Annotated in this window: 19 protein-coding genes, 1 tRNA gene and 1 pseudogene; 10 read left to right on the top strand and 11 right to left on the bottom strand. The window is 69.2% G+C overall.

Annotation, left to right across the window (positions count from 1 at the left end; genetic code table 11):
- The 5 genes and pseudogenes from MSZK_RS02230 to MSZK_RS02250 all read left to right on the top strand — a co-directional run.
- A pseudogene (locus MSZK_RS02230) lies at positions 1 to 1,051 on the top strand (amino acid adenylation protein); the annotation flags it as partial.
- Positions 1,048 to 2,385: a M1 family metallopeptidase gene (locus MSZK_RS02235; RefSeq protein ID WP_099244406.1), complete on the top strand. Its 1,338-nt coding sequence runs from the start codon at positions 1,048 to 1,050 to the stop codon at positions 2,383 to 2,385. The pseudogene MSZK_RS02230 and the gene MSZK_RS02235, both read left to right, overlap by 4 nt.
- Positions 2,382 to 3,668: a lipopolysaccharide biosynthesis protein gene (locus MSZK_RS02240; protein WP_371411273.1), complete on the top strand. Its 1,287-nt coding sequence runs from the start codon at positions 2,382 to 2,384 to the stop codon at positions 3,666 to 3,668. Before MSZK_RS02235 ends, MSZK_RS02240 begins: the two co-directional genes overlap by 4 nt.
- Before the next feature lie 25 nt (positions 3,669 to 3,693).
- Complete coding sequence (locus tag MSZK_RS02245; RefSeq protein ID WP_099244408.1) at positions 3,694 to 4,395, top strand: glycosyltransferase family 2 protein; 702 nt, start codon at positions 3,694 to 3,696, stop codon at positions 4,393 to 4,395.
- Positions 4,392 to 4,730 (top strand): DUF2304 domain-containing protein, encoded by a 339-nt coding sequence (locus MSZK_RS02250; RefSeq protein WP_099244410.1) that lies wholly within the window; start codon positions 4,392 to 4,394, stop codon positions 4,728 to 4,730. The genes MSZK_RS02245 and MSZK_RS02250 overlap by 4 nt, the downstream gene beginning before the upstream one ends.
- On the opposite strand, the gene MSZK_RS02255 is transcribed toward MSZK_RS02250, so the two are convergent.
- Positions 4,731 to 5,663 (bottom strand): NAD-dependent epimerase/dehydratase family protein, encoded by a 933-nt coding sequence (locus MSZK_RS02255; RefSeq protein ID WP_099244484.1) that lies wholly within the window; start codon positions 5,661 to 5,663, stop codon positions 4,731 to 4,733.
- 38 nt (positions 5,664 to 5,701) lie between these two features.
- Between MSZK_RS02255 and MSZK_RS02260 the strand changes: the two genes are divergently transcribed.
- A complete protein-coding gene (locus MSZK_RS02260) occupies positions 5,702 to 7,516 on the top strand; it encodes a hypothetical protein (protein ID WP_099244412.1) in 1,815 nt (604 codons plus the stop codon).
- A gap of 5 nt (positions 7,517 to 7,521) precedes the next feature.
- Positions 7,522 to 7,881 (top strand): carboxymuconolactone decarboxylase family protein, encoded by a 360-nt coding sequence (locus MSZK_RS02265; protein ID WP_099244414.1) that lies wholly within the window; start codon positions 7,522 to 7,524, stop codon positions 7,879 to 7,881.
- A gap of 3 nt (positions 7,882 to 7,884) precedes the next feature.
- On the opposite strand, the gene MSZK_RS02270 is transcribed toward MSZK_RS02265, so the two are convergent.
- Together MSZK_RS02270 and MSZK_RS02275 are read right to left on the bottom strand one after the other, a co-directional pair.
- Positions 7,885 to 7,957: transfer RNA gene (locus MSZK_RS02270), tRNA-Thr, on the bottom strand.
- A gap of 39 nt (positions 7,958 to 7,996) precedes the next feature.
- Entirely contained in the window at positions 7,997 to 9,211 is a 1,215-nt protein-coding gene (locus MSZK_RS02275) for a DNA polymerase III subunit delta' (RefSeq protein ID WP_099244486.1), read from the bottom strand.
- Positions 9,212 to 9,284: 73 nt separating this feature from the next.
- Between MSZK_RS02275 and MSZK_RS02280 the strand changes: the two genes are divergently transcribed.
- Positions 9,285 to 10,904, top strand: coding sequence for an adenylate/guanylate cyclase domain-containing protein (locus MSZK_RS02280; protein ID WP_199203162.1), 1,620 nt, complete (start codon positions 9,285 to 9,287; stop codon positions 10,902 to 10,904).
- Here the strand turns inward: MSZK_RS02280 and topA are convergent.
- The 3 genes from topA to MSZK_RS02295 all read right to left on the bottom strand — a co-directional run bounded on the left by topA (position 10,901) and on the right by MSZK_RS02295 (position 14,738).
- Entirely contained in the window at positions 10,901 to 13,699 is a 2,799-nt protein-coding gene (topA, locus tag MSZK_RS02285; protein ID WP_099244418.1) for a type I DNA topoisomerase, read from the bottom strand. The two genes, MSZK_RS02280 and topA, sit on opposite strands and share 4 nt — an antisense overlap.
- 112 nt (positions 13,700 to 13,811) lie before the next feature.
- Positions 13,812 to 14,390, bottom strand: coding sequence for a hypothetical protein (locus MSZK_RS02290; protein ID WP_099244420.1), 579 nt, complete (start codon positions 14,388 to 14,390; stop codon positions 13,812 to 13,814).
- Positions 14,391 to 14,534: 144 nt separating this feature from the next.
- Positions 14,535 to 14,738, bottom strand: a complete 204-nt coding sequence (locus tag MSZK_RS02295) for a cold-shock protein (protein WP_005138711.1) — start codon at positions 14,736 to 14,738, stop codon at positions 14,535 to 14,537.
- A 292-nt stretch (positions 14,739 to 15,030) separates the two neighbouring features.
- Here MSZK_RS02295 and MSZK_RS02300 point away from each other — a divergent pair, with 292 nt between their 5' ends.
- Together MSZK_RS02300 and MSZK_RS02305 are read left to right on the top strand one after the other, a co-directional pair.
- Positions 15,031 to 17,358 (top strand): DEAD/DEAH box helicase, encoded by a 2,328-nt coding sequence (locus MSZK_RS02300; protein WP_099244422.1) that lies wholly within the window; start codon positions 15,031 to 15,033, stop codon positions 17,356 to 17,358.
- Between the two features lie 230 nt (positions 17,359 to 17,588).
- Positions 17,589 to 18,605: a PAS domain-containing protein gene (locus tag MSZK_RS02305; RefSeq protein WP_099244424.1), complete on the top strand. Its 1,017-nt coding sequence runs from the start codon at positions 17,589 to 17,591 to the stop codon at positions 18,603 to 18,605.
- Here MSZK_RS02305 and MSZK_RS32785 read toward each other — a convergent pair.
- The 5 genes from MSZK_RS32785 to MSZK_RS02330 form a co-directional block, all read right to left on the bottom strand.
- Positions 18,602 to 18,892 (bottom strand): Rv3654c family TadE-like protein, encoded by a 291-nt coding sequence (locus MSZK_RS32785; protein WP_233211080.1) that lies wholly within the window; start codon positions 18,890 to 18,892, stop codon positions 18,602 to 18,604. The two genes, MSZK_RS02305 and MSZK_RS32785, sit on opposite strands and share 4 nt — an antisense overlap.
- 19 nt (positions 18,893 to 18,911) lie before the next feature.
- The gene (locus MSZK_RS32790) at positions 18,912 to 19,241 is read right to left on the bottom strand and encodes a TadE family type IV pilus minor pilin (protein ID WP_099244491.1); all 330 of its coding nucleotides are present in this window, start codon (positions 19,239 to 19,241) and stop codon (positions 18,912 to 18,914) included.
- The gene (locus MSZK_RS02320; RefSeq protein ID WP_099244426.1) at positions 19,238 to 19,429 is read right to left on the bottom strand and encodes a DUF4244 domain-containing protein; all 192 of its coding nucleotides are present in this window, start codon (positions 19,427 to 19,429) and stop codon (positions 19,238 to 19,240) included. The genes MSZK_RS32790 and MSZK_RS02320 overlap by 4 nt, the downstream gene beginning before the upstream one ends.
- A gap of 27 nt (positions 19,430 to 19,456) precedes the next feature.
- On the bottom strand, positions 19,457 to 20,032 hold the full coding sequence (locus MSZK_RS02325; protein ID WP_099244428.1) for a type II secretion system F family protein: 576 nt from the start codon (positions 20,030 to 20,032) through the stop codon (positions 19,457 to 19,459).
- Positions 20,029 to 20,665: type II secretion system F family protein (locus tag MSZK_RS02330; protein WP_199203157.1), on the bottom strand; the 637-nt coding region annotated here is incomplete at its 5' end. The genes MSZK_RS02325 and MSZK_RS02330, both read right to left, overlap by 4 nt.

Consider the following 20,665-nt stretch of genomic DNA (forward strand, 5'->3'; position numbering starts at 1 on the left):
CTCCACGGCACTGCTGACCCCCAAGTTCACCGTCGTCGAAGACGGCGCATTCCTGGCCGACGACACCATGGTCGCCTCCTACGAGCTCGGCGGCGGCTGGATCCACGTGGCCAAGGCCACCGTCGGCAAGCGCGCGTTCCTGGGCAACTCGGGCATCACCCAGCCCGGCCGCCGGGTGCCCGACGACGGCCTGGTCGCTGTCCTCTCGGCGGCACCGCACAAGGCCAAGGCCGGATCGTCGTGGCTGGGCAGCCCGCCGATCCGGTTGCGCCGCCACGCCGATCAAGCCGACGCCTCGTTGACCTATGACCCGCCGATGCGGCTGAAGATCATGCGCGCCGCCGTCGAAACCTGCCGGCTGATCCCGGTGATGGTCACCTTCGGCATCGGCGTCGCGGTGCTGGCCGCGCTGCAGGCGCTGGCGGCGCGGTTCGGCTACGGCTGGGCCGCCCTCGGTGGCGGGGTGGTGCTGCTGGCCGCGGGCGCTGTCGCCGGCGGTATCGCGGTTGCCGCCAAATGGCTTGTGGTGGGCCGGATCCGGTCCGGTGAGCAACCACTGTGGTCGTCATTCGTGTGGCGCAACGAGGTCTCGGACACTTTCGTCGAGACGGTGGCGGGGCCGTGGTTCGCCCGTGCGGCCAGCGGCACCCCGGTGATGAACCTGTGGCTGCGCGGACTCGGGGCGCGCATCGGCCGCGGCGTGTGGTGCGAGACGTACTGGCTGCCCGAGGCGGACCTGGTGACGTTGGCGCGCGCCAGCACCGTCAACCGCGGCTGTGTGGTGCAGACGCACTTGTTCCACGATCGGATCATGCGGATGGACACCGTCGTGCTCGACGAGGGCGCGACGCTGGGTCCGCACTGTGTGGCCTTGCCCGCCGCCCGAATCGGCGCCGGCGCCACAGTCGGGCCGGCGTCACTGGTGATGCGCGGCGACGAAGTGCCGCCTTCGACCCGTTGGCAGGGCAATCCCATTGCGCCATGGGTGCTTTCACGTAAGAAGTCGCGCGAGGAAAACACCACCCGCAAACCCCAGGGCAGCGCCGCGTGAAACGACCCGCCAAGAAGGCCGCCAAGAAAGGCGGCCCACCGGTCATCGACCCGTACCTGCCGCGCAACGGCAACTTCGGCTATCGGGTGTCGCGCTACGAGCTGGACCTGGAGTACAAGGTCGCGATCAACCGGCTGACCGGCACCGCCACGATCACCGCCGCCACGCTGGCGTCGCTGCAGACGTTCACCCTGGATCTGTCCGACGCGCTCACGGTGACCAAGGTGACGGTCAACGGTCGCCGCCCGTCGCATTTCGGGACCTCCGGCGGCAAGCTGCACATCACGCTGGCCGCACCGCTGCCCGCCGGGGCGGCGATGTCGGTCAGCGTGCGCTATGGCGGGTCACCCCGGCCGATCCGAAGCTACTGGGGCGAAGTCGGTTTCGAAGAACTGTCGAACGGCGCGCTGGTCGCCGGGCAGCCGAACGGGGCGGCGTCGTGGTTTCCCTGCGACGACCATCCCAGCGCCAAGGCCAGCTACCGCATCCAGATCAGCACCGACAGCCCGTATCGCGCGCTGGCCAACGGCGAACTGGTGTCGCGGCGGGTCCGCGCGGCGCACACGGTGTGGACCTATGAGCAGCCGGAGCCGACGTCGACCTATCTGGTGACCCTGCAGATCGGCATGTACGGCGCCAACAAGCTGCCCAAGGCCCAGGTCCCGATGCAGGCGGTGCTGCCGGATCGCCTGCGCACCAACTTCGCCCACGACTTCGAGCGTCAGCCGCAGATGATGAAACTGTTCGTCAAACTGTTCGGCCCCTACCCGCTGAGCAACGGCTACACCGTCGTGGTGACCGATGACGATCTCGAGATACCTCTGGAAGCGCAAGGCATCTCGATCTTCGGCGCCAACCACTGCGACGGCCGTCGCGGTTCCGAGCGGTTGATCGCCCACGAACTGGCCCACCAGTGGTTCGGCAACAGCGTCACAGCGCGCCGCTGGCGCGACATCTGGCTGCACGAGGGATTCGCCTGCTACGCCGAATGGTTGTGGTCGGAGAACTCCGGCGGACAATCCGCGGACCGCTGGGCCCGCCACTATCACGCCAAACTGGCCGATTCACCGCAGAATCTGCTGCTGGCCGATCCGGGGCCCCGGGACATGTTCGACGACCGGGTCTACAAGCGCGGCGCGCTGACCCTGCACGTGCTGCGCGGCACCATCGGCGACGACAAGTTCTTTGCGCTGCTGCGGGATTGGACCCAACGACACAAGCACAGCACCGTGGTCACCGACGACTTCACCGGGCTGGCGGCCAATTACGCCGAGGTGTCGCTGCGACCGCTGTGGAATGCCTGGCTGTACTCGACCGCGGTGCCACGGTTGTGACCGACGCGGGTGCCTCGTTCGAGGCGCTGAGCGCCACCGGCGCCGACAAGATCGGCGGGGCCGGGGCGATCACCCGCGGCAGCGTGGCCCGGGTCGGCGTGGCGACCGCGATCTCGGCGGTCTGCGGGTACGCCGTCCTCTACCTTGCGGCGCGGGCGCTGAACCCCGCGGGTTTCTCGGTCTTCGGCGTGTTCTGGGGTGCGTTCGGGTTGGTCAACGGGGCGGCCTACGGGCTGTTGCAGGAGGCCACCCGGGAAGTCCGCACCAGTGTGCAGGTGCCGGTCGGCGACGGGCCGCACACCCAACCGGTGCGGGTGGCGACGGGCGTGGGCGTGGTCGCCGCGCTCGCCATGGCGGCCACGTCACCGTTGTGGGCACCTCACGTGTTCAGCGAATCCCGGCCGCTGTCGGTGATCCTGCTCTGCGTGGGCATGGCCGGGTTCTGCATCCACGCCACGCTGCTGGGTCTGCTCGCCGGCACCGGCCGCTGGGGCGGCTACGGGGTGCTGATGGTCACCGATGCCGTGATGCGGGTGCTGATCGCCGCCGCAGCATTCGTGGTGGGGTGGGGGCTGGACGGCTTCCTGTGGGCGACGGTCGCCGGCGCCGTGGGCTGGCTGCTGCTGTTGGCGGTGTCCCCGGGCGCCCGCATCGCGGCCCGGTTGCGCACACCGGGAACCACCGCGGGCTTCCTGCGCGGGGCGGGCCACTCGATCGCCGCCGCGGGCGCCAGCGCAATCCTCGTGATGGGCTTCCCGGTGTTGCTCAAGGCCACGTCGGGCGGAGACCTGGGCGCGGCAGGCGGTGTGGTGATCCTGGCGGTGACGTTGACCCGGGCGCCGCTGCTGGTGCCACTGACCGCGATGCAGGGCAACCTGATCGCCCACTTCGTCGACCACCGCGGCCACCGGCTACGTGCACTGCTGGCCCCGGCCGCGGTGGTCCTCGGTCTCGGCGCGGTCGGTGTGCTGGCCGCCGGACTCGTGGGTCCCTGGCTGATCCGGGTGGCGTTCGGCGACGAATACGGGCCCGGTGGCGCCCTGCTGGCCTGGCTGACCGCGGGTGCGGTGGCGATCGCGCTGCTGACGGTGACGGGCGCGGCGACGGTGGCCGCCGCCCTGCACCGGGCCTACTCGATCGGCTGGGTCGGGGCCACGGTCGCCTCCACGGTGCTGCTGACACTGCCGTGGAGCCTGACCGACCGCACCGTGGTGGCGCTGCTGTGCGGGCCGCTGGTCGGCATCGCCGTCCACCTGGCGGCCCTGGCCCGCGCCGGGCACTGAAGCGGCGGCGCGCGGCGTGTACGTTGTGGACATCGACACGGCCTACCCCGACGCCTGGATCATCGTGCCGGCGTTCAACGAAGCGAAGGTCATCGGTGACGTCATCGCCGACCTCCGCCAAGTCTTCGACCATGTGGTCTGCGTCGATGACGGCAGCCGGGACGACACCGCCGACGTCGCACTGCGCGCCGGCGCCCACGTGGTGCGCCACCCGGTGAATCTGGGTCAGGGCGCGGCGATCCAGACCGGGGTGGAGTACGCCCGCAGCCAGCCCGGCGCCGCGGTGTTCGTCACGTTCGACGCCGACGGGCAGCACCGGGTCAAAGACGTGCTGGCGATGATCGACCGGCTGGCCAACGGCGACGTCGACATCGTCATCGGCAGCCGGTTCGCCGGCGGCACCGTCAGCCAGACCCCGCCGCTGAAACGGCTGATCCTGCGCACGGCGGCGTGGCTGAGCCCGAGCAGTCACCGGCTGCATCTGACCGACGCGCACAACGGTCTGCGGGTGTTCAACAAAACCGTGGCCGACAACCTCAACCTCACGATGAACGGGATGAGCCATGCCGGCGAATTCATCACGCTGATCGCCGAAAACCATTGGCGGGTAGCCGAAGAGCCCGTCGAGATTCTCTACACCGAGTACTCGATGTCGAAGGGCCAGCCGCTGCTGAACGGGGTGAACATCGTCTTCGACGGGTTCCTGCGAGGAAGGATGCGCCGATGAACTGGATTCAAGTCCTGCTGATCGCCGCGGTGATCGCGCTGCTGGTGTACCTGCTGGGCTCGCGCACCAACGCCAAGGCCAAAGCGTGGGTCAAGGTCGGCTACGTGGTGTTCGTGATCGCCGCGGTCTACGCGATCCTGCGGCCCGACGACACCACCGTGCTGGCCAATTGGCTGGGGGTACGACGCGGCGCGGATTTAATCACCTATGCGCTGATCATCGCGTTCGTGTTCACCACGATGAGCACGTATCTGCGGTTCAAGGAGCTCGAGCTGAAGTACGCCCGGCTGGCGCGCGCGGTCGCGCTGGAGGGGGCGCGGGTTCCGGAGCGCTAGCTAGTCCCGGAAGTAGTCGACGGTGCGGCGGATGCCTTCTTCCAGACGCACCTGCGGATGCCAGCCCAGCGCCATCTCGGCCTTGCGGACGTCCAGGCACGACCGCTTGACATCGCCGAGTCGCGCCGGCGCGAACTCCGGATCGTCGGGCGCACCCACCACCTTGGCGACCACGGTGTGCAATTGGCGGTCGCTGGTCTCGACCCCGGTGCCGATGTTGAACCGCTGCCCGCAGCCGCCGGCTCCGGAGGCCCGGACGAACGCGTCGACGACGTCGTCGACGAAGACGTAGTCACGGGTGTTGGATCCGTCGCCGTAGACCCGGGTCGGCTTGCCCGCCAGCATCGCGTTGGCGAAGATCGCCACCACACCGGCCTCGCCGTGTGGATCCTGCCGCGGCCCGTAGACGTTGGCCGGCGCGATGAACGAGCAGTCCATGCCGTAAAGGTGGCGGAAGGTGTTGAGGTAGATCTCCCCCGCGACCTTGCTGGCCGCATACGGCGACGCCGGGTCGACCGGGGTGGACTCGTTGGTCGGGTAGTTGGTCGGAACCCCGTAGATCGACCCGCCCGAGGAGGTGTGGACGATCTTGCGGACCCCGACCCGCCGAGCCGCCTCGGCCAGCCGGACGGTGCCGATGATGTTGATCTCGGCGTCGAATTCGGGTTCCTCGACCGACCGTCGCACGTCGATCTGGGCGGCCAGGTGGTGGACGACTTCCGGCTTGTGCTTCTCGAACAGGCCGATCAGGTCCGCGCTGGCGATGTCGGCCTCGACGAACTCGAAGCGGCCGGTGGCGCCGGCCTTGGTCAGGTTCGTCATCCGGCCGCGGCTGAGGTCATCGATCCCGACGACGGTGTGCCCGTCGGCGAGCAGACGATCGACCAGTGTCGATCCGATGAAGCCGGCCGCCCCGGTGACCAGTACCTGCATGCCGGTCACCCTACCGCCAGGTGAGTACAGTCGAGCCGATGGCAGCTCCGACCTGGGTGGCGCGCACGCCACCGGTCGCGGCGGCGGCGGTCGTCCTCATCGCGATCCAATTGGTGGTCCGCGCAGTGCTGGCCTTCGGCGGTTACTTCTACTGGGACGATCTGATCCTGGTGGGCCGGGCCGGCACCCAGAACCTGCTGTCCGCGTCGTACCTGTTCGACGACCACGACGGGCACGTGATGCCGGGCGCTTTCTTGGTGGCCGGCATCATCACCCGGCTGGCCCCGCTGGTGTGGGCCTGGCCGGCGGTCAGCCTGGTGGTCTTGCAGCTGCTGGTGTCACTGTCGCTGCTGCGGGCGCTGCATGTCATTCTCGGCTGGCGCCCGGTCTTGTTGATCCCGTTGTGTTTTGCGCTCTTCACCCCGCTTGGGGTGCCCGGATTCGCCTGGTGGGCAGCGGCTCTGAATTCGCTGCCGATGCTGGCCGCCATGGCCTGGGTGTGCGCTGATGCAATCTTGTTGGTGCGCACCGGGAATCGGCGGTATGCGGTCACGGGCGTGTTGGTGTATCTCGGCGGGCTGCTGTTCTTCGAGAAGTCCGCCGTCATACCTTTCGTGGCGTTCGCGGTGGCTGCGCTGCTGAGCTACGTCCGCGGCGATGCCGGCGCGCTGCGCACGGTCTGGCGGCGCGGGGCGCGGTTGTGGGTGGCCACCCTGGCGCTGACGGCGGCGTGGGTGGCGGTCTATCTGCTGGTCGTCGACCACCGGCGGTGGAGTGCGGATCTGGCGATGACGTGGGATCTGTTGCGCCGCTCGGTGACGCACGGGATCGTGCCCGGGTTGGTCGGCGGTCCCTGGCAGTGGCAGCGGTGGGCTCCGGCGTCGCCGTGGGCGGTACCGCCGATGTCGGTGATGGTGCTGGGCTGGCTGGCACTGGCCGTGGTGTTGGTGGCCTCACTGGTGCGCAAACAGCGGATCGGGCTGGTCTGGCTGGTGGCGGTGGGCTATGCGGTGGCCTGCCAGATCCCGATCTATCTGCTTCGCTCGTCGAAATTCACCGCGCTGGAGTTGGCGCAGACCCTGCGGTACTTCCCCGACCTGGTGATCGTGCTGGCGCTGCTGGCCGCGGTGGGATTGTGTGCACCCAACCGGGCGGCCTCCGGTTGGTTGGCCGCTTCCCGCCCGCGGGCGGCGGGCCTCACGCTGGCGGCGGTGGCGTTCGCGGCGAGCAGTCTGTTCTCGACGTCGACATTCCTGACCAGCTGGCGGGACAACCCGACACAGCCCTACCTGCAGAACGCGATCCGCGGGCTGGCCCAAGCGCGGGCGTCCTCGACGGCTCCGCTGCTCGACCAGGAGGTCGATCCGCTGGTGCTGCAGCGGGTCGCCTACCCGGAGAACCTGGCCAGCCACATGTTCGCGCTGATCCGCGACAGGCCCGAATTCACCTCGTATACAACACAATTGCGCATGCTCGACATGAGTGGCCGGTTGCTGGACGCCAACGTCACCTGGGTGCGCACCATCGTCGTCGGCCCCGTCGCGGGATGCGGCTATTTCGCCCAACCTGACGCCGCGGTGCGGATGCCGCTGGACGGGCCGATGCTGCCGGCGGAGTGGACGGCCGAGATCAACTACCTGGCCAACAGCGAGGGCTCGATGCTGATGTCGCTGACCGAAGGGCCGCAGACCAAGGTGGCGGTGCATCCGGGGCTGAACCGGGTCTTCGTGCGGCTGTCCGGGGCCGGCGACGCGATCACGGTGCGACCGACCACCGCCGCCCTGTCGTTGTGCCTGGCCTCGGGCCCGGTCGGCTATCTGGCACCCGCCGCGTCCGCGGGTGTGCCAAAGTAGTTTGCATGTCTAACTTACGTGCGGAGGGCCTCCGCGTCTTCCGGGAAATGCTGCCCGGCACCCTGCCCGACGGTGACGTCGAATTCGGCGGCTTCGCGCCGGAGCTGATGGAGATCGGCGTCGAGAGCGTGTTCGGCAGGCTGTGGACGCGGGAGGGCCTGTCCCGCCGCGACCGGAGCCTGGTGACGCTGGGAATCCTGATCGCCCTGCGGGCCACCGACGAGATGAAGGCGCATTTCCAGATCGCCCGGCACAACGGGCTGTCCGACGACGAACTCGCCGAGGTGATCTATCACGCGAGCGGATATGCCGGCTTCCCGGCTGCGGCCTCGGCCCGCACCATCGCCGCCGAGGTACTGGCGTAGCGGAGCCACCTAGGAGAATCGAACTCCTGACCTATTCATTACGAGTGAATCGCTCTACCGACTGAGCTAAGGTGGCGCGGCCGCGCCGGCTTCCGCCGAGGGCCGAGCAGTGAGTCTACAGGTCCGATCGCAGTGCCTGACCCACGGTCGCCACCAGCGCATCGACGGCGAATTTGGGCTTGACGTTGGTCGCCAGCGCCTCGCGGCACTCGAGCACCGCCTCGATGCAGCGCAGCAGACGCTCCGGGGAGGCATGCGCGGCCAGCGCCGCCACCTTTTCGGCCATGTCGGGATGGTTCGGCGCCACCGTGCCCGCACCGTTGGCCACCAGCAGCGCATCGCGGAAATATGTCGCCAGGTCGATCAGCGCCCGGTCCAGGGCGTCGCGCGAGGCTCGGGTCTGGCGGGATTTCTGCCTGCGCTCCAGGTCCTTGATCGCGCCGGTCGCCCCGCGCAGCGCACCCGCGGTGCCCTTACCGGTGCCGCCGGCGCCCAGCGCGGTGCGCAGTTCCTCGGTCTCGGCCTCGTCGCGGCCGACGTTGAGCGCCTTCGCCTCCGCCTCGGCGGTGGCCACCAGCTCTTCGGCGGCAGCGTAGGCCCGCGACGGGGTGGCCGCGTCCCGGGCCAGTCCGAGGGCCCGCGTGCGGCGGTCGCGGGCGTCGGGATCGGTGGCCAGCCGCCGGGCCCGGCCGACGTGCCCGCCGCTGACCGAGGCCGCCCAGTGCGCCTCCTGCGCGGACAGGCCGTCGTTGTCGATCAGCACCTGCGCGATCGCCGCGGTCGGCGGCGTCACCAGGGCCACATGCCGGCACCGGGACCGCAGGGTGATCGCGATGTCCTCAGGGTCGACCGAGGGTGCACACAGCAGGAACACCGTCGACGGCGGCGGTTCCTCCACGACCTTGAGCAGCGCATTGGCCGCGCCTTCGGTGAGCCGGTCGGCGTCCTCGATCACGACGATCTGCCAACGGCCGGTGCTCGGCCGGCGGGACGCGATCTGCACGATGGTGCGCATCTCGTCGACACCGATGGACAGGCCCTCGGGAACGATGCGGCGGACGTCGCCGTGTGTGCCGGCCATCGTGGTGGCGCAGGCCCGGCACTGGCCGCACCCCGGTGTGCCGTCGGCGGTGCACTGCAGGGCGGCGGCGAAGCACTGCGCGGCCACCGAGCGCCCCGAACCCGGCGGACCGGTGATCAGCCAGGCATGTGTCATGGTGCCGGTGCTGACCACATCGTGAGCGGAATCACCTCGGGCCGCGCGTGCGGCACCCACGAGCTCCGCTTCCACGGCACTTTGGCCGACCAACCGCGTGAAAACTCCGGACATCGGGTCCAACACTAGTGCTCAGCAACGACACAACCGCTGCCCACCGGGCCCGAGAAGGTGCAGATCGGTCACCCTGTACCGATACGGTGGGCAGGTGAGCACCGCGCCGTTCAGCCCGGGGCGAATCAATGGATTCGTCCGGTGGGTGGCGCGCACGCCGTGGCCGGTGTTTTCCCTGGGCATGCTGCAGGCCGACATCATCGGCGCACTGCTGGTGCTGGGCTTTCTCCGGTTCGGGCTCCCGCCGTCGGACCGGGTCATGCTCCAGGACCTGCCGACGGTGAACCTGGTCATCTTCTTGAGCTACCTGTTCATCTCGTTCGGCGTCGGCGCCTTCGTCAGCCTCAAGCTGCTCGTCCCGGTGTTCCGCTGGCAACGCCGCGACGCGTTGTTGGCCGAAGACGACCCGGCCGCCACCGAGCAGGCCCGGCTGCGGGCTCTGCGGATGCCGGTCTACCGCTCGGTCATCAGCATGACGAACTGGGTACTGGGGGCGGCGGTGTTCATCGCCGCCAGCTGGCCGGTGGCCAGTCACGCGGCACCCGTACTGGCGGTGGCCACGCTGCTGGGCGCCACCGCCACCACGATCATCGGCTACCTGCAGTCCGAGCGGGTGCTGCGGCCGGTCGCGGTCGCCGCGCTGCGCGGCGGGGTGCCGGAGAAGTTCCACCGCCCCGGGGTGATCCAGCGGCTGGTGCTGACCTGGCTGCTGTCCACCGGCGTGCCGCTGCTGGCCATCGTGCTGTCGGTCGTGGCCAGCAAGTTCTCCCTGCTTGCCGCCTCCGCCGACGCTCTGTTCACCCCGATCCTGCTGATGGCCGTGGCCGCGCTGGTAGTCGGGATGGCCGGCAATGTGCTGGCCGCCATGTCGATCGCCGACCCGCTCCGCCAGCTGCGCTGGGCGCTCGGAGAAGTACAGCGCGGCAACTACAACGCCCACATGCAGATCTACGACGCGAGCGAGCTCGGCCTGCTGCAGGCCGGCTTCAACGACATGGTGCGCGATCTGAGCGAACGGCAGCGGCTGCGGGACCTGTTCGGCCGCTACGTCGGTGAGGACGTCGCCCGGCGGGCCCTGGAGCGGGGCACCGAGCTCGGCGGCCAGGAGCGAGACGTGGCGGTGCTGTTCGTCGACCTGGTCGGGTCGACGCAGCTGGCCGCCTCCCGGCCCCCCAGCGAGGTCGTGAGCATGCTCAACGAGTTCTTCCGCGTGGTGGTCGAGACCGTGAAGAAGCACGGCGGTTTCGTCAACAAGTTCCAGGGCGACGCGGCGCTGTGCATCTTCGGCGCACCGATCGAGCATCCGGACGCTTCCGGCGCGGCGCTGGCGGCCTCCCGGGAACTGCACGACGAGCTGGTGTCGGTGCTGGGCCAGACCGAGTTCGGCATCGGGGTCTCGGCCGGCCGGGCGATCGCCGGGCACATCGGCGCGCAGGCCCGGTTCGAATACACCGTGATCGGCGACCCGGTGAACGAGGCCGCCCGGTTGACCGAGCTGGCCAAGCTCGAGGGCGGGCACGTGCTGGCCTCGGCGATCGCGGTCAGCGGAGCCTTGGACGCCGAGGCGCTGTGCTGGAACGTCGGCGAGATCGTCGAGCTGCGCGGCCGGCGAGCGCCGACCCAGCTGGCCCGGCCGGTAAACCTCGTGCTGCCCAGCGATGCCGGCGAGATCGCCACCGGCAACCGCGGTTAGGCCTTCTTCGCAGCCTTCTTGGCCGGCGCCTTGCGGGTCGTCTTCTTGGCCGCGCGCTTCACCGGGCCACGGGCCCGCCGGTCGGCGAGCAGCTCCGAAGCCCGCTCGTCGGTGATGCTCAGGACGTCGTCACCCTTGCGGAGGCTGGCGTTGGTCTCGCCGTCGGTGACGTACGGACCGAAGCGGCCGTCCTTGATCACCATCGGCTTGCCGGACGCCTGATCGACACCCAGCTCACGCAGCGGCGGAGCCGAAGCGCCTTGGCGGCCACGACGTTTGGGCTCGGCATAGATCTTGAGCGCCTCTTCGAGGGTGATGTCGAAGATCTGGTCCTCGGTGGCCAGCGAGCGAGAGTCGGTGCCGCGCTTCAGATACGGTCCGTACCGGCCGTTCTGCGCGGTGATCTCCTCACCGTTGGCCGGATCCACGCCGACCACCCGCGGCAGCGAGATCAGTTTGAGCGCGTCCTCGAGAGTCACGGTCTGCAGATCCATCGACCGCAGCAGTGAGCCGGTTCGCGGCTTCGGGCCAGTCGGCTTCTTGCCCTTCTTGGCGCCGACGCCGCCGTCCTCTTCCGGCGGGGGCGGCAGCACCTCGGTGACGTACGGGCCGTAGCGGCCGTCCTTGGCCACGATCTCGTGACCGGTCTCCGGGTCCACGCCGAGCACCCGGCCCTCCTGCGGTGTCGCAAAAAGGGTTTCGGCCAACTCCAGGGTCAGCTCGTCGGGGGTGATCTCGTCACTCAGGTTGGCCCGCTGCGGTTTGGGTTCACCGTCTTCGCCGGTGATCATCCGCTCCAGGTACGGGCCGTTCTTGCCCACCCGAACCACGATCGGGCGGCCTTCTTCGTCGTCAAAGAGCTTGATGGAGTTGACTTCTCGGGCGTCAATACCTTCGAGGTTGACGCCGACCAGCTTCTTGAGACCGCCGGCACGGGCGATCGAGTCCGCCACGCCGTGCTCGCCGCCGAAATAGAAGTTGGTCAACCAGTTGGTGCGCCGCTCCTGGCCGGTGGCGATCTCGTCGAGTTCGTCCTCCATGGCAGCGGTGAAGTCGTAGTCCACCAGCCGCCCGAAGTGTTGTTCGAGCAGGCCGGTCACCGCGAAGGCCACCCACGACGGCACCAGCGCGCTGCCCTTCTTGTGCACGTAGCCGCGGTCCTGGATGGTCTTGATGATCGACGAATACGTTGACGGGCGGCCGATTCCGAGATCTTCGAGCGCCTTGATCAGCGAGGCCTCGGTGTAGCGGGCCGGCGGGTTGGTGGTGTGGCCGTCGGCGGTCAGCCGAGTGGCGTCCACTCGCTGGCCCTGCCGAAGCTGCGGCAGCCGGCTCTCGGCGTCATCGGCCTCCCCGCCGGCCAGTTCGTCGACGGTCTCGACGTAGGCCTTGAGGAAGCCGGGGAACGTGATGGTGCGGCCGCTCGCGCTGAACGTCACCGCCCGGCCGTCGGCCGAGGTTCCGTTGATGCGCAGGCTCAGCGTGGTGCCACGGGCGTCGGCCATCTGTGACGCCACGGTGCGCTGCCAGATCAGCTCGTAGAGCCGGAACTCGTCGTTGTCGAGTTCGCGGTGCAGCGCTCCGGGGGTGGCGAAGGTGTCACCGGCGGGCCGGATGGCCTCGTGCGCCTCCTGCGCGTTCTTGACCTTGCGGGTGTACTGCCGCGGCGAGGGGTGCACATACTCGTCGCCGTAAAGCTGACGGGCCTGATTGCGCGCGGCGTTGATCGCTGACTCCGACAGCGTCGTGGAGTCGGTACGCATATAGGTGATGTAGCCGTTTTCGTACAGCCGCTGGGCGATGCTCATCGTGCGCTCGGAGGAGAACCGCAGTTTGCGGCCTGCCTCCTGCTGCAGCGTGGAGGTCATGAACGGCGGATAGGGCCTGCGGGTGTAGGGCTTCTCCTCGACCGAGCCGACGGTCAGGCTGGACGCCTGCAGACCGGTGGCCAGCGAGCTCGCCGCGGCCTCGTCGAGCACCACGACCTCGTCGGGCTTGCGGAGCGTACCGAGTGAGTCGAAGTCCCGGCCGGTGGCCACTCGCTTGCTGTCGACGTTGACCAGGCGCGCGGTGAACCGCGGCGGGGCGGCATTCGGGTCTGAGACGCTCGCGTCGAGCTCGGCGATCACATCCCAGTAGGACGCGCTGCGGAACGCCATCCGGTCGCGCTCGCGCTGCACGATGATCCGGGTCGCCACGGACTGCACCCGGCCTGCCGACAGCTTCGGCGCGACCTTCTTCCACAGCACGGGGCTGACCTCGTAGCCGTAGAGGCGGTCCAGGATGCGCCGGGTCTCCTGCGCGTCGACCAGGTCGTTGTCCAGGTCGCGGGGATTGTCAGCCGCCGCGCGGATGGCAGGCTCGGTGATCTCGTGGAAGACCATCCGCTTGACCGGGATGCGGGGTTTGAGCGTTTCCAGCAGGTGCCAGGCGATGGCCTCGCCCTCGCGGTCGCCGTCTGTGGCCAGGTAGAGCTCGTCGACGTCCTTGAGCAGGCCTTTGAGTTCGGTGACCGTGCTCTTCTTGTCGGGGCTGATGATGTAGAGCGGCTCGAAGTTGTGCTCGACGTTGACGCCGAGGCGGGCCCAGGGCTCGGATTTGTACTTGGCGGGCACGTCGGCGGCGTTGCGCGGCAGGTCACGGATGTGGCCGCGGGATGACTCGACGATGTAGTTGGAGCCCAGGTAACCCGCGATTTTGCGCGCTTTGGTCGGCGACTCGACTATGACGAGCCGCCGGACGTTGCCGTTGCCTCGGCCGTCACCGCCCTTTCGGCGGTTTCCCTCGTCAGCCAACTGCGCTTACGCTCCACTTCTGTCTTGCCCACAGGCACCCCCGACCCGCAGGCACCTGACAATTTCGCACTCCGGAGGAGTCAACGCAAACCGACCCCCGCAACGAAATCTCTCAGATCCGGGGCCACGCTGACAACGCCTCGATCAGATCGGGCGGTTCCCCGACCGTTTCTACCAGGCGCGATAGCCGTCGGCGACCACTTATTCGTAATGCCGGACGGGCACCTCGGGTGCCGATCAGAGTCGGTGCGATGCCCACTCGCATCAATGCCGATGCCAGCGGTGAATGGGTGTCCGGGGCGTGTGGGTCCAGTCCGAGCAGATATCGGTCGGCGTCCGGCACGCCGGCGGCCAGCGTCCAGGCCCGCAATTCGCGGGCGCCGGGCAGCCACTGCGGCGGTACCGTCTTGACCGCTCCCCTGGTCCAGTCGGTGGCGATCCCCACCAGCCGGACGTCCACGGCGGTGCGCACCAGGGGGTTGTCCTCGTCAGTGCGGGTGATCTCGGCGTCCAAACCCGCCTCGGTGATCATCTCGGCCAGCGCCCGCGCCCGCCACAGCTCGTCGACCACGACCGACAGTCGCGCCCCGACACCGACGGTCACCACCTGTCCGGCCGCCGCGAGCAGCCCGGTGAGGTCGGCGACCGCGGGGGGCACCGACTCAGCCGAGAAGAAGGACAGCTGGCTCACGATTCGACAGTAAGGCAGTCGGTGACCCGCAGCCGTGCGGCTGCGGGCGGGCGTGGCGAGTCCCGTGCGGGACGGCCACAAACGAAAGCACCCCCGATGCCCGTCACCGGGACGCTCGGGGGTGTTTCCTGATGTCGCTGTTGATCAGACTGCGCGCACGCCTGTGGCCTGCGGTCCCTTGGGGCTCTGACCGACCTCGAACTCGACCCGTTGGTTCTCCTCAAGGGTGCGGAAGCCCGACCCCTGAATTTCCGTGTAGTGGACGAACACGTCGGCAGAGCCGTCCTCGGGCGCGATGAACCCGAAACCCTTCTCGGCGTTGAACCACTTCACAGTTCCCTGTGGCATCTTTCGTACTTTCCTTCTCTTCCAACCGGGAGCGGTCGACCGAGTTTTCGGCAAACCGGGCCCGTTCCGACCGCCATCCTTCGTGGAGTCGTCGGAACTCACCCGACCTACAGACCCTCGCAGGAACCGCGATCGCAACGTCGATCCTGCGAGTGTTTTGGAACACGAACACAGAAGCTGCGACCGCCCTTATCCAATCATGTCCGGGGCTCTTGCGACAGTCTCGGTGCTACTAACTGATGAACAATTCGATACGGGGCTGTACCTATTTTTTCGAAAGGGCTGATTTCAAATGGTGAGTTTCGGCAGCGAGCTGCTACGCGCAGCCGTCGCAGGCGCCGAATCGTCGCCCGCCGCACTGCGCCACGTCGCCGAGCTGCCGGCCCGCCAGGCGGCCGGCGCCCAGTGGCCGGCCTGGGCGCATCCAGATGTGCTCCGCGCGTTCCATGATCACGGAATCCCCCGGCCGTGGTCGCATCAGGTCCACGCCGCCGAGCTCGCCCACGACCGCCACCATGTGGTGATAAGCACCGGCACCGCATCCGGGAAGTCGCTGGCGTTTCAATTGCCCATCATGGATGCGCTGGCGCGGGATCCGCGTGCCAGAGCGCTTTATGTCTCGCCCACGAAAGCGCTGGGCCACGATCAATTACGCGCCGCCCATTCCTTGACCACGTCGGTGGCCGCACTGGCCGATGTCGCACCGACCTCCTATGACGGCGACACCCCTACCGAGGTGCGTAAATTCGCCAGGGAACGCTCGCGGTGGGTGTTCTCCAACCCGGACATGATCCATCTGTCCCTGTTGCGCAACCACGCCCGCTGGGCGGTGTTCCTGCGCGGCCTGCGCTACATCGTGATCGATGAATGTCATTACTACCGGGGTATTTTCGGGTCAAACGTGGCCATGGTGTTGCGTCGGCTGCTGCGGTTGTGCGAGCGCTACGCACCGGCCTCGACGGCGGGGCCCACGGTGATCTTCGCCAGCGCCACCACCGCTGCGCCCGCCGAGACGGCCGCCGGGCTGATCGGTCACCCGGTGACGGCGGTGACCGAGGACGGTTCGCCGCAGGGTGCCAGGACGGTGGCACTGTGGGAACCCGAACTCCGCACCGATCTGCTGGGTGAGCACGGTGCGCCGGTGCGTCGTTCGGCGGGCGCGGAGGCGGCGCGGATGATGGCCGATCTGGTTGCTGAGGGCGCGCGCACCTTGACGTTTGTCCGGTCGCGGCGGGGTGCGGAGTTGACCGCGCTGGCCGCGCGGGCCCGGCTCGAGGACATCGCGCCGCAGCTGCTCGACACCGTCGCCTCCTACCGGGCCGGGTACCTGGCCGAGGACCGGCGCGCCTTGGAACGCGCGCTGTCCAACGGTGAGCTTCGCGGGCTGGCCACCACCAACGCCCTCGAGCTCGGCATCGACATCGCCGGCCTGGACGCGGTGCTGCTGGCCGGTTTCCCGGGAACGGTCGCGTCGTTTTGGCAACAGGCCGGCCGATCGGGCCGGCGGGGGCAGGGAGCGCTGGTGGTGCTGATCGCCCGCGACGACCCGTTGGACACCTACCTGGTGCACCACCCCGAGGCGCTGCTGGACAAGCCGGTCGAGCGGGTGGTGATCGACCCGGCGAACCCCTACGTCGTCGGTCCACAGCTGCTGTGCGCCGCAACGGAACTGCCGCTGGACGAGGCGGAGGTTCGTCGCTGGGAGGCTGAATCGGTGGCCGGCGAACTCGTCGACGACGGATTGCTGCGACGGCGCGGTGGCAAATACTTTCCCGCCGCCGGACTGGACCCTCATCCGGCGGTGGACATCCGCGGGTCGGGTGGCGGCCATATCGCGATCGTCGAGGCGGACACGGGCCGGATGCTGGGCAGTGCGAGCGCGGGTCAGGCACCGGCCGCCGTGCACCCCGGGGCCGTCTATCTCCACCAGGGCGAGAGCTATGTCGTGGACTCGCTGAGCTTCTCCGACGGGGTGGCGTTCGTTCATGCCGAGGACCCCGGCTATTCCACGTTCGCCAGGGAGATCACCGACATCGCGATCACCGGCCCGGGTGAGCGGGTCCACCACGGTGCGGTGACGATGGGTCTGGTCCCGGTGTCGGTGACACACCGGGTGATCGGCTATCTGCGCCGGCGACTGTCCGGGGAGGTCATCGATTTCGTCGAGCTCGACATGCCCGAGCACTGCCTGCCGACCATGGCGGTGATGTACACGATCACGCCAGAAGCCTTGGCAGACAGCGGAATCGCAGAAACCAGAATTCCCGGGTCACTGCACGCCGCCGAACACGCCGCGATCGGCCTGCTGCCGCTGGTGGCCAGTTGCGACCGCGGCGACATCGGCGGCGTGTCCACCGTCGTCGGCGCAGACGGGTTGCCGACGGTCTTCGTGTATGACGGTCATCCCGGCGGTGCGGGTTTCGCCGAGCGGGGTTACCGGCTGGCCGCCACCTGGCTCGGCGCCACGGCGGCGGCGATCGAAGCATGCGAGTGCCCGCAGGGCTGCCCGTCGTGCGTGCAGTCGCCCAAGTGCGGCAACGGGAATGATCCGCTGGACAAGGCCGGCGCAGTTCAGGTCCTCAGACTGGTCGTGGCCCGCCTGGCCGGCACCGCTGCCTGAGCTGTGCCGACCGGACCCCTCGAACGGTCGACTTCTCACGATGCGAACACGGACCCGTGCCGGCAAACGCCCCGCTCTGCTGGAGGCGTAGCGAAAAATACCCAACGGCCACTACCGGCGCAAGGGAATGGCTGCCGGGGCCATTCGGTCGGTCCGAATGTCGCGATCTACGTGCGGATTCGCAGGCGGCAGCCCAGGTGAACGCCAGGTGACGCCGCTAAACTTCGACCATGGCCCACGATTGGCTGCTCGTGGAGACACTCGGCACCGAACCCCTGGTGGTCGCCCAGGGCCGGGAGATGAAGAACCTGATGCCACTGGCGATCTACCTGCGCCGCAGCCCGCATCTGGCGGCCATCCAGACCGCGATCGCCGAGACGGTGGCGACCGGGAACAGCCTGGCCAGCATCACCCCGAAGAGTGATCGAGTGATCCGGACCGAGCCGGTCCAGATGTCCGACGGCCGGATGCACGGTGTGCACATGTGGATCGGGCCGGCCGGGGCGCAGCCACCGCTGCGCCCGATACCGGGACCGCTGAAGTGGGACATCACCCTCGGTGTCGCCACCGACACCGTGGAGTCACTGGTCAACGCCGGGATCGATCCCACCCGGGAGCCCACCCACGGCCGGGCCTTCGCCGAGGATCTGCCTGCCCGCGGCTTCAACGCCGAGGAGGCCAAGGTGCTCGCGTTGGCGCTCGATGAGCCCCCTGGCCGGACATATTGCACCACATGGGTTTTCGTCGACAGCCACGGTGACACCATTCGGGCGGGTTTCGTGGCGCGGACCTCGTTGGAGCCGGTCGAGGACGGTTCCGAGCACGTCATCGCCCGCGCGATGAACCTGCGGTGTGATCTCGACGAGGGCGCTCTGCCGCCCGACCAACTGGCACAACGGATCCTCGACGGTCTGTCGCAGTCCGGCGTACACCGCGCGCTCGTCGACCTCGGCACGTGGAAACTGGTGAAGTGGCTGGATGACCCGTGCCCGTACTACGACTGGCGCCACAGCGTCCAGTTCCACCCGGATGACCGCGGGCAGTTGATCCCGATGGCCGAGGAGTTCGAAACCGGAAGCACCAGCCGGGTACTGCGGCTGCCCGCGGTGGGCAGCGGCTGGGTCCCGATGCACGTCAGCGTCAACCGCCTCGAGGTCGACGACGGCAGGTTCGCCGGACTCATCACCCTGCGACTGCCCACCGAGGCAGAACTGGCCGAGGCCAAGCTGTCCGGGGGAGCCGGTTAACCGGTGCCGACGGGTCCGGCCCGCGCCGCGGCATGGGCCCGGCCGCCGAGCAGCCGACCGGTCGCGNCCTCGACGTCACATCGACTCAGGGCCGCGCCCATCGCACGGCTGACCGCCGCCGCCTGCCGGCACGCGGTGTCGGCACCGCTGGGCAGCCACATCGCCGCGGCCAGCGCGGCCATGTCGGCGCCTGCCTGGGCACGATGCCGGGCGACGACGGCGCTCCCGATCTGGGCGCCGCCCAGAGTGACCGCCACCAGGGCCGCGATCAGGATCGCCGCCAGCACCGTGGCGGCACCGGTGTCGTCACGGACCGGGCTCGGCGACCGCCACAGCGTCGGCGGCGATGACGACTCCGGGCAGCAACCTCGACCGGCCGCGGACCGTCGCGACCACGAAATCACCGTCGCGGCGCAGCTGGACCGTCGCGCCCGCAGGCCCGACGCCGCGGGCTGCCAGGGCCGCTCCCGCCTCGTCGCCGCGGGCCGCCAGCCGGGTCGCCTCCCGTGCGGCATCGATGCAGCGCACCTGCATCGACATCGCGGTGAGCCCGCCGGTGCAGAGGACGACGACCACCACCAGAGCGGCAAGGGCCAGCGCCGCCTCGACGGTGGCAAAACCGCCGTCACCCGTCAGACGTTCGTGTTCAGCGCGCGATTGATGATATTGGTCAACGCCCCCACGATCGAGTCCCCGGTGACCACGCTGTACAAGATGGCACCGAACGCCGCGGCGGCGATCGTGCCGATCGCGTACTCGACCGTGGACATTCCGGCATCGTCGACCGCCGCCAGCACCAGCCGAGCTTTGATCTGTCGAATCATTCTGGTGAACAACAACTTTCCCTTCTCTCACAGGATCCCCGAGCTGAACACGTCGCCGGCCAGCCCGGCCACCACCGGCACGATGCCCAGGCAGATGAAGGCAGGCAGGAAGCACAACCCCAGCGGCCCGGCGATCAACACCGACGCGCGCTCGGCTGCCGCCGCCGCGGCGTGGCCGGCGTCCTGGCGCGACTGCTCGGCGAGCTCGGCCACCGCGTGGGCCAGCGCGCTCCCCGAGGACGCCGAGCGGCGCGCGAGCCGCGCCAGCGCATGGTCGCCGTCGGCCGACTCCGCGGCCGGCGACCATGCGGTGTCCGGATCGGCTCCCAGTGCCAGCAGATCGGCCGCGCGGTGCAACACCGCGGACATCCGGTCCGGGGCCGACGGTGCCGTCGCCGCCGCGGCTGCCGATACCGACATCCCGGACGACAGACACACCGCGAACACATCGAGCGCCGACGCCGTCGCCATCGGATCTTCGGGTGCGGCGGCGCGCCGAAATGTTCTGGCCCGCAACGTCCGAAGCCCCAGTCGCTGGCGCACGCGCTGTGGCCCCGGCGCGACGAGCAGCGCGAGAGCCAGCAGCCCGGCCGCGGCGGTCACGTGACCAACCGATCGGTGATGCGGTCCGACCACACCAGCCCGGCGCAGACCAGCAGCGTACCGACGACCAGTAACCAACCTCCTGCCCCGGCGCCGAGCAGAAATCGAAGCGGATGCGCACCGATGAGTTCGCCGAGCAACACACCCAGCAGTGGCAGGCCGGCCAGGATCGCCGCGGTGGCCCGCGCCCCGGCCAGACCGGCCTCGACTCGGGCGGCGAACCGTTGCCGTTCGACGATGTCACGCTGTGCCGTGCGGATCAGGGCCGCCATCGCCAGGCCGTGGTCGGCCGCCAGTTGCCAGCACACGGCCAGCCGATCCCATTGCGCGGGAACCGATGTCGCGGCGGCCATCGCTCGCAGCCCGGCGCCGACATCGGCGCCCAGGCCGGCCCGGGCGGCCACCGCCCGCAGCGCGGCGGCGATCGCGCCATCGGACTCCGCAGCGGCAATGGCGAAGGCACGCACCGGATGTGCACCCACCCGCAACTCGCCGACCAGTGTTTCCAACGCGGCGGCCAGGGTCTGGCCGGCCCGGTTGCGGAGCCGGTCGCGGCGGCGACGGCGCCTCCGGGCGGTCAGCACGGCGCCCAGGATGGCCGAGGACAGCAGCACACCGGGCGGCAGCGCGATC

Origin of the sequence: Mycobacterium sp. shizuoka-1 (assembly GCF_002723835.1) — a bacterium.
Taxonomy (GTDB): Bacteria; Actinomycetota; Actinomycetes; order Mycobacteriales; family Mycobacteriaceae; genus Mycobacterium.

Bases quoted from the DNA above. Each gene is read 5' to 3' on its own strand.
- MSZK_RS02255 (WP_099244484.1), bottom strand. From the start codon at position 5,663: ATGCAGGTACTGGTCACCGGGGCGGCCGGCTTCATCGGATCGACACTG.
- MSZK_RS02300 (WP_099244422.1), top strand. From the start codon at position 15,031: ATGGTGAGTTTCGGCAGCGAGCTGCTACGCGCAGCCGTCGCAGGCGCC.
- MSZK_RS02275 (WP_099244486.1), bottom strand. From the start codon at position 9,211: ATGTCCGGAGTTTTCACGCGGTTGGTCGGCCAAAGTGCCGTGGAAGCG.
- MSZK_RS02250 (WP_099244410.1), top strand. From the start codon at position 4,392: ATGAACTGGATTCAAGTCCTGCTGATCGCCGCGGTGATCGCGCTGCTG.
- MSZK_RS02305 (WP_099244424.1), top strand. From the start codon at position 17,589: ATGGCCCACGATTGGCTGCTCGTGGAGACACTCGGCACCGAACCCCTG.
- MSZK_RS02320 (WP_099244426.1), bottom strand. From the start codon at position 19,429: ATGATTCGACAGATCAAAGCTCGGCTGGTGCTGGCGGCGGTCGACGAT.
- MSZK_RS02295 (WP_005138711.1), bottom strand. From the start codon at position 14,738: ATGCCACAGGGAACTGTGAAGTGGTTCAACGCCGAGAAGGGTTTCGGG.
- MSZK_RS02260 (WP_099244412.1), top strand. From the start codon at position 5,702: ATGGCAGCTCCGACCTGGGTGGCGCGCACGCCACCGGTCGCGGCGGCG.
- MSZK_RS02265 (WP_099244414.1), top strand. From the start codon at position 7,522: ATGTCTAACTTACGTGCGGAGGGCCTCCGCGTCTTCCGGGAAATGCTG.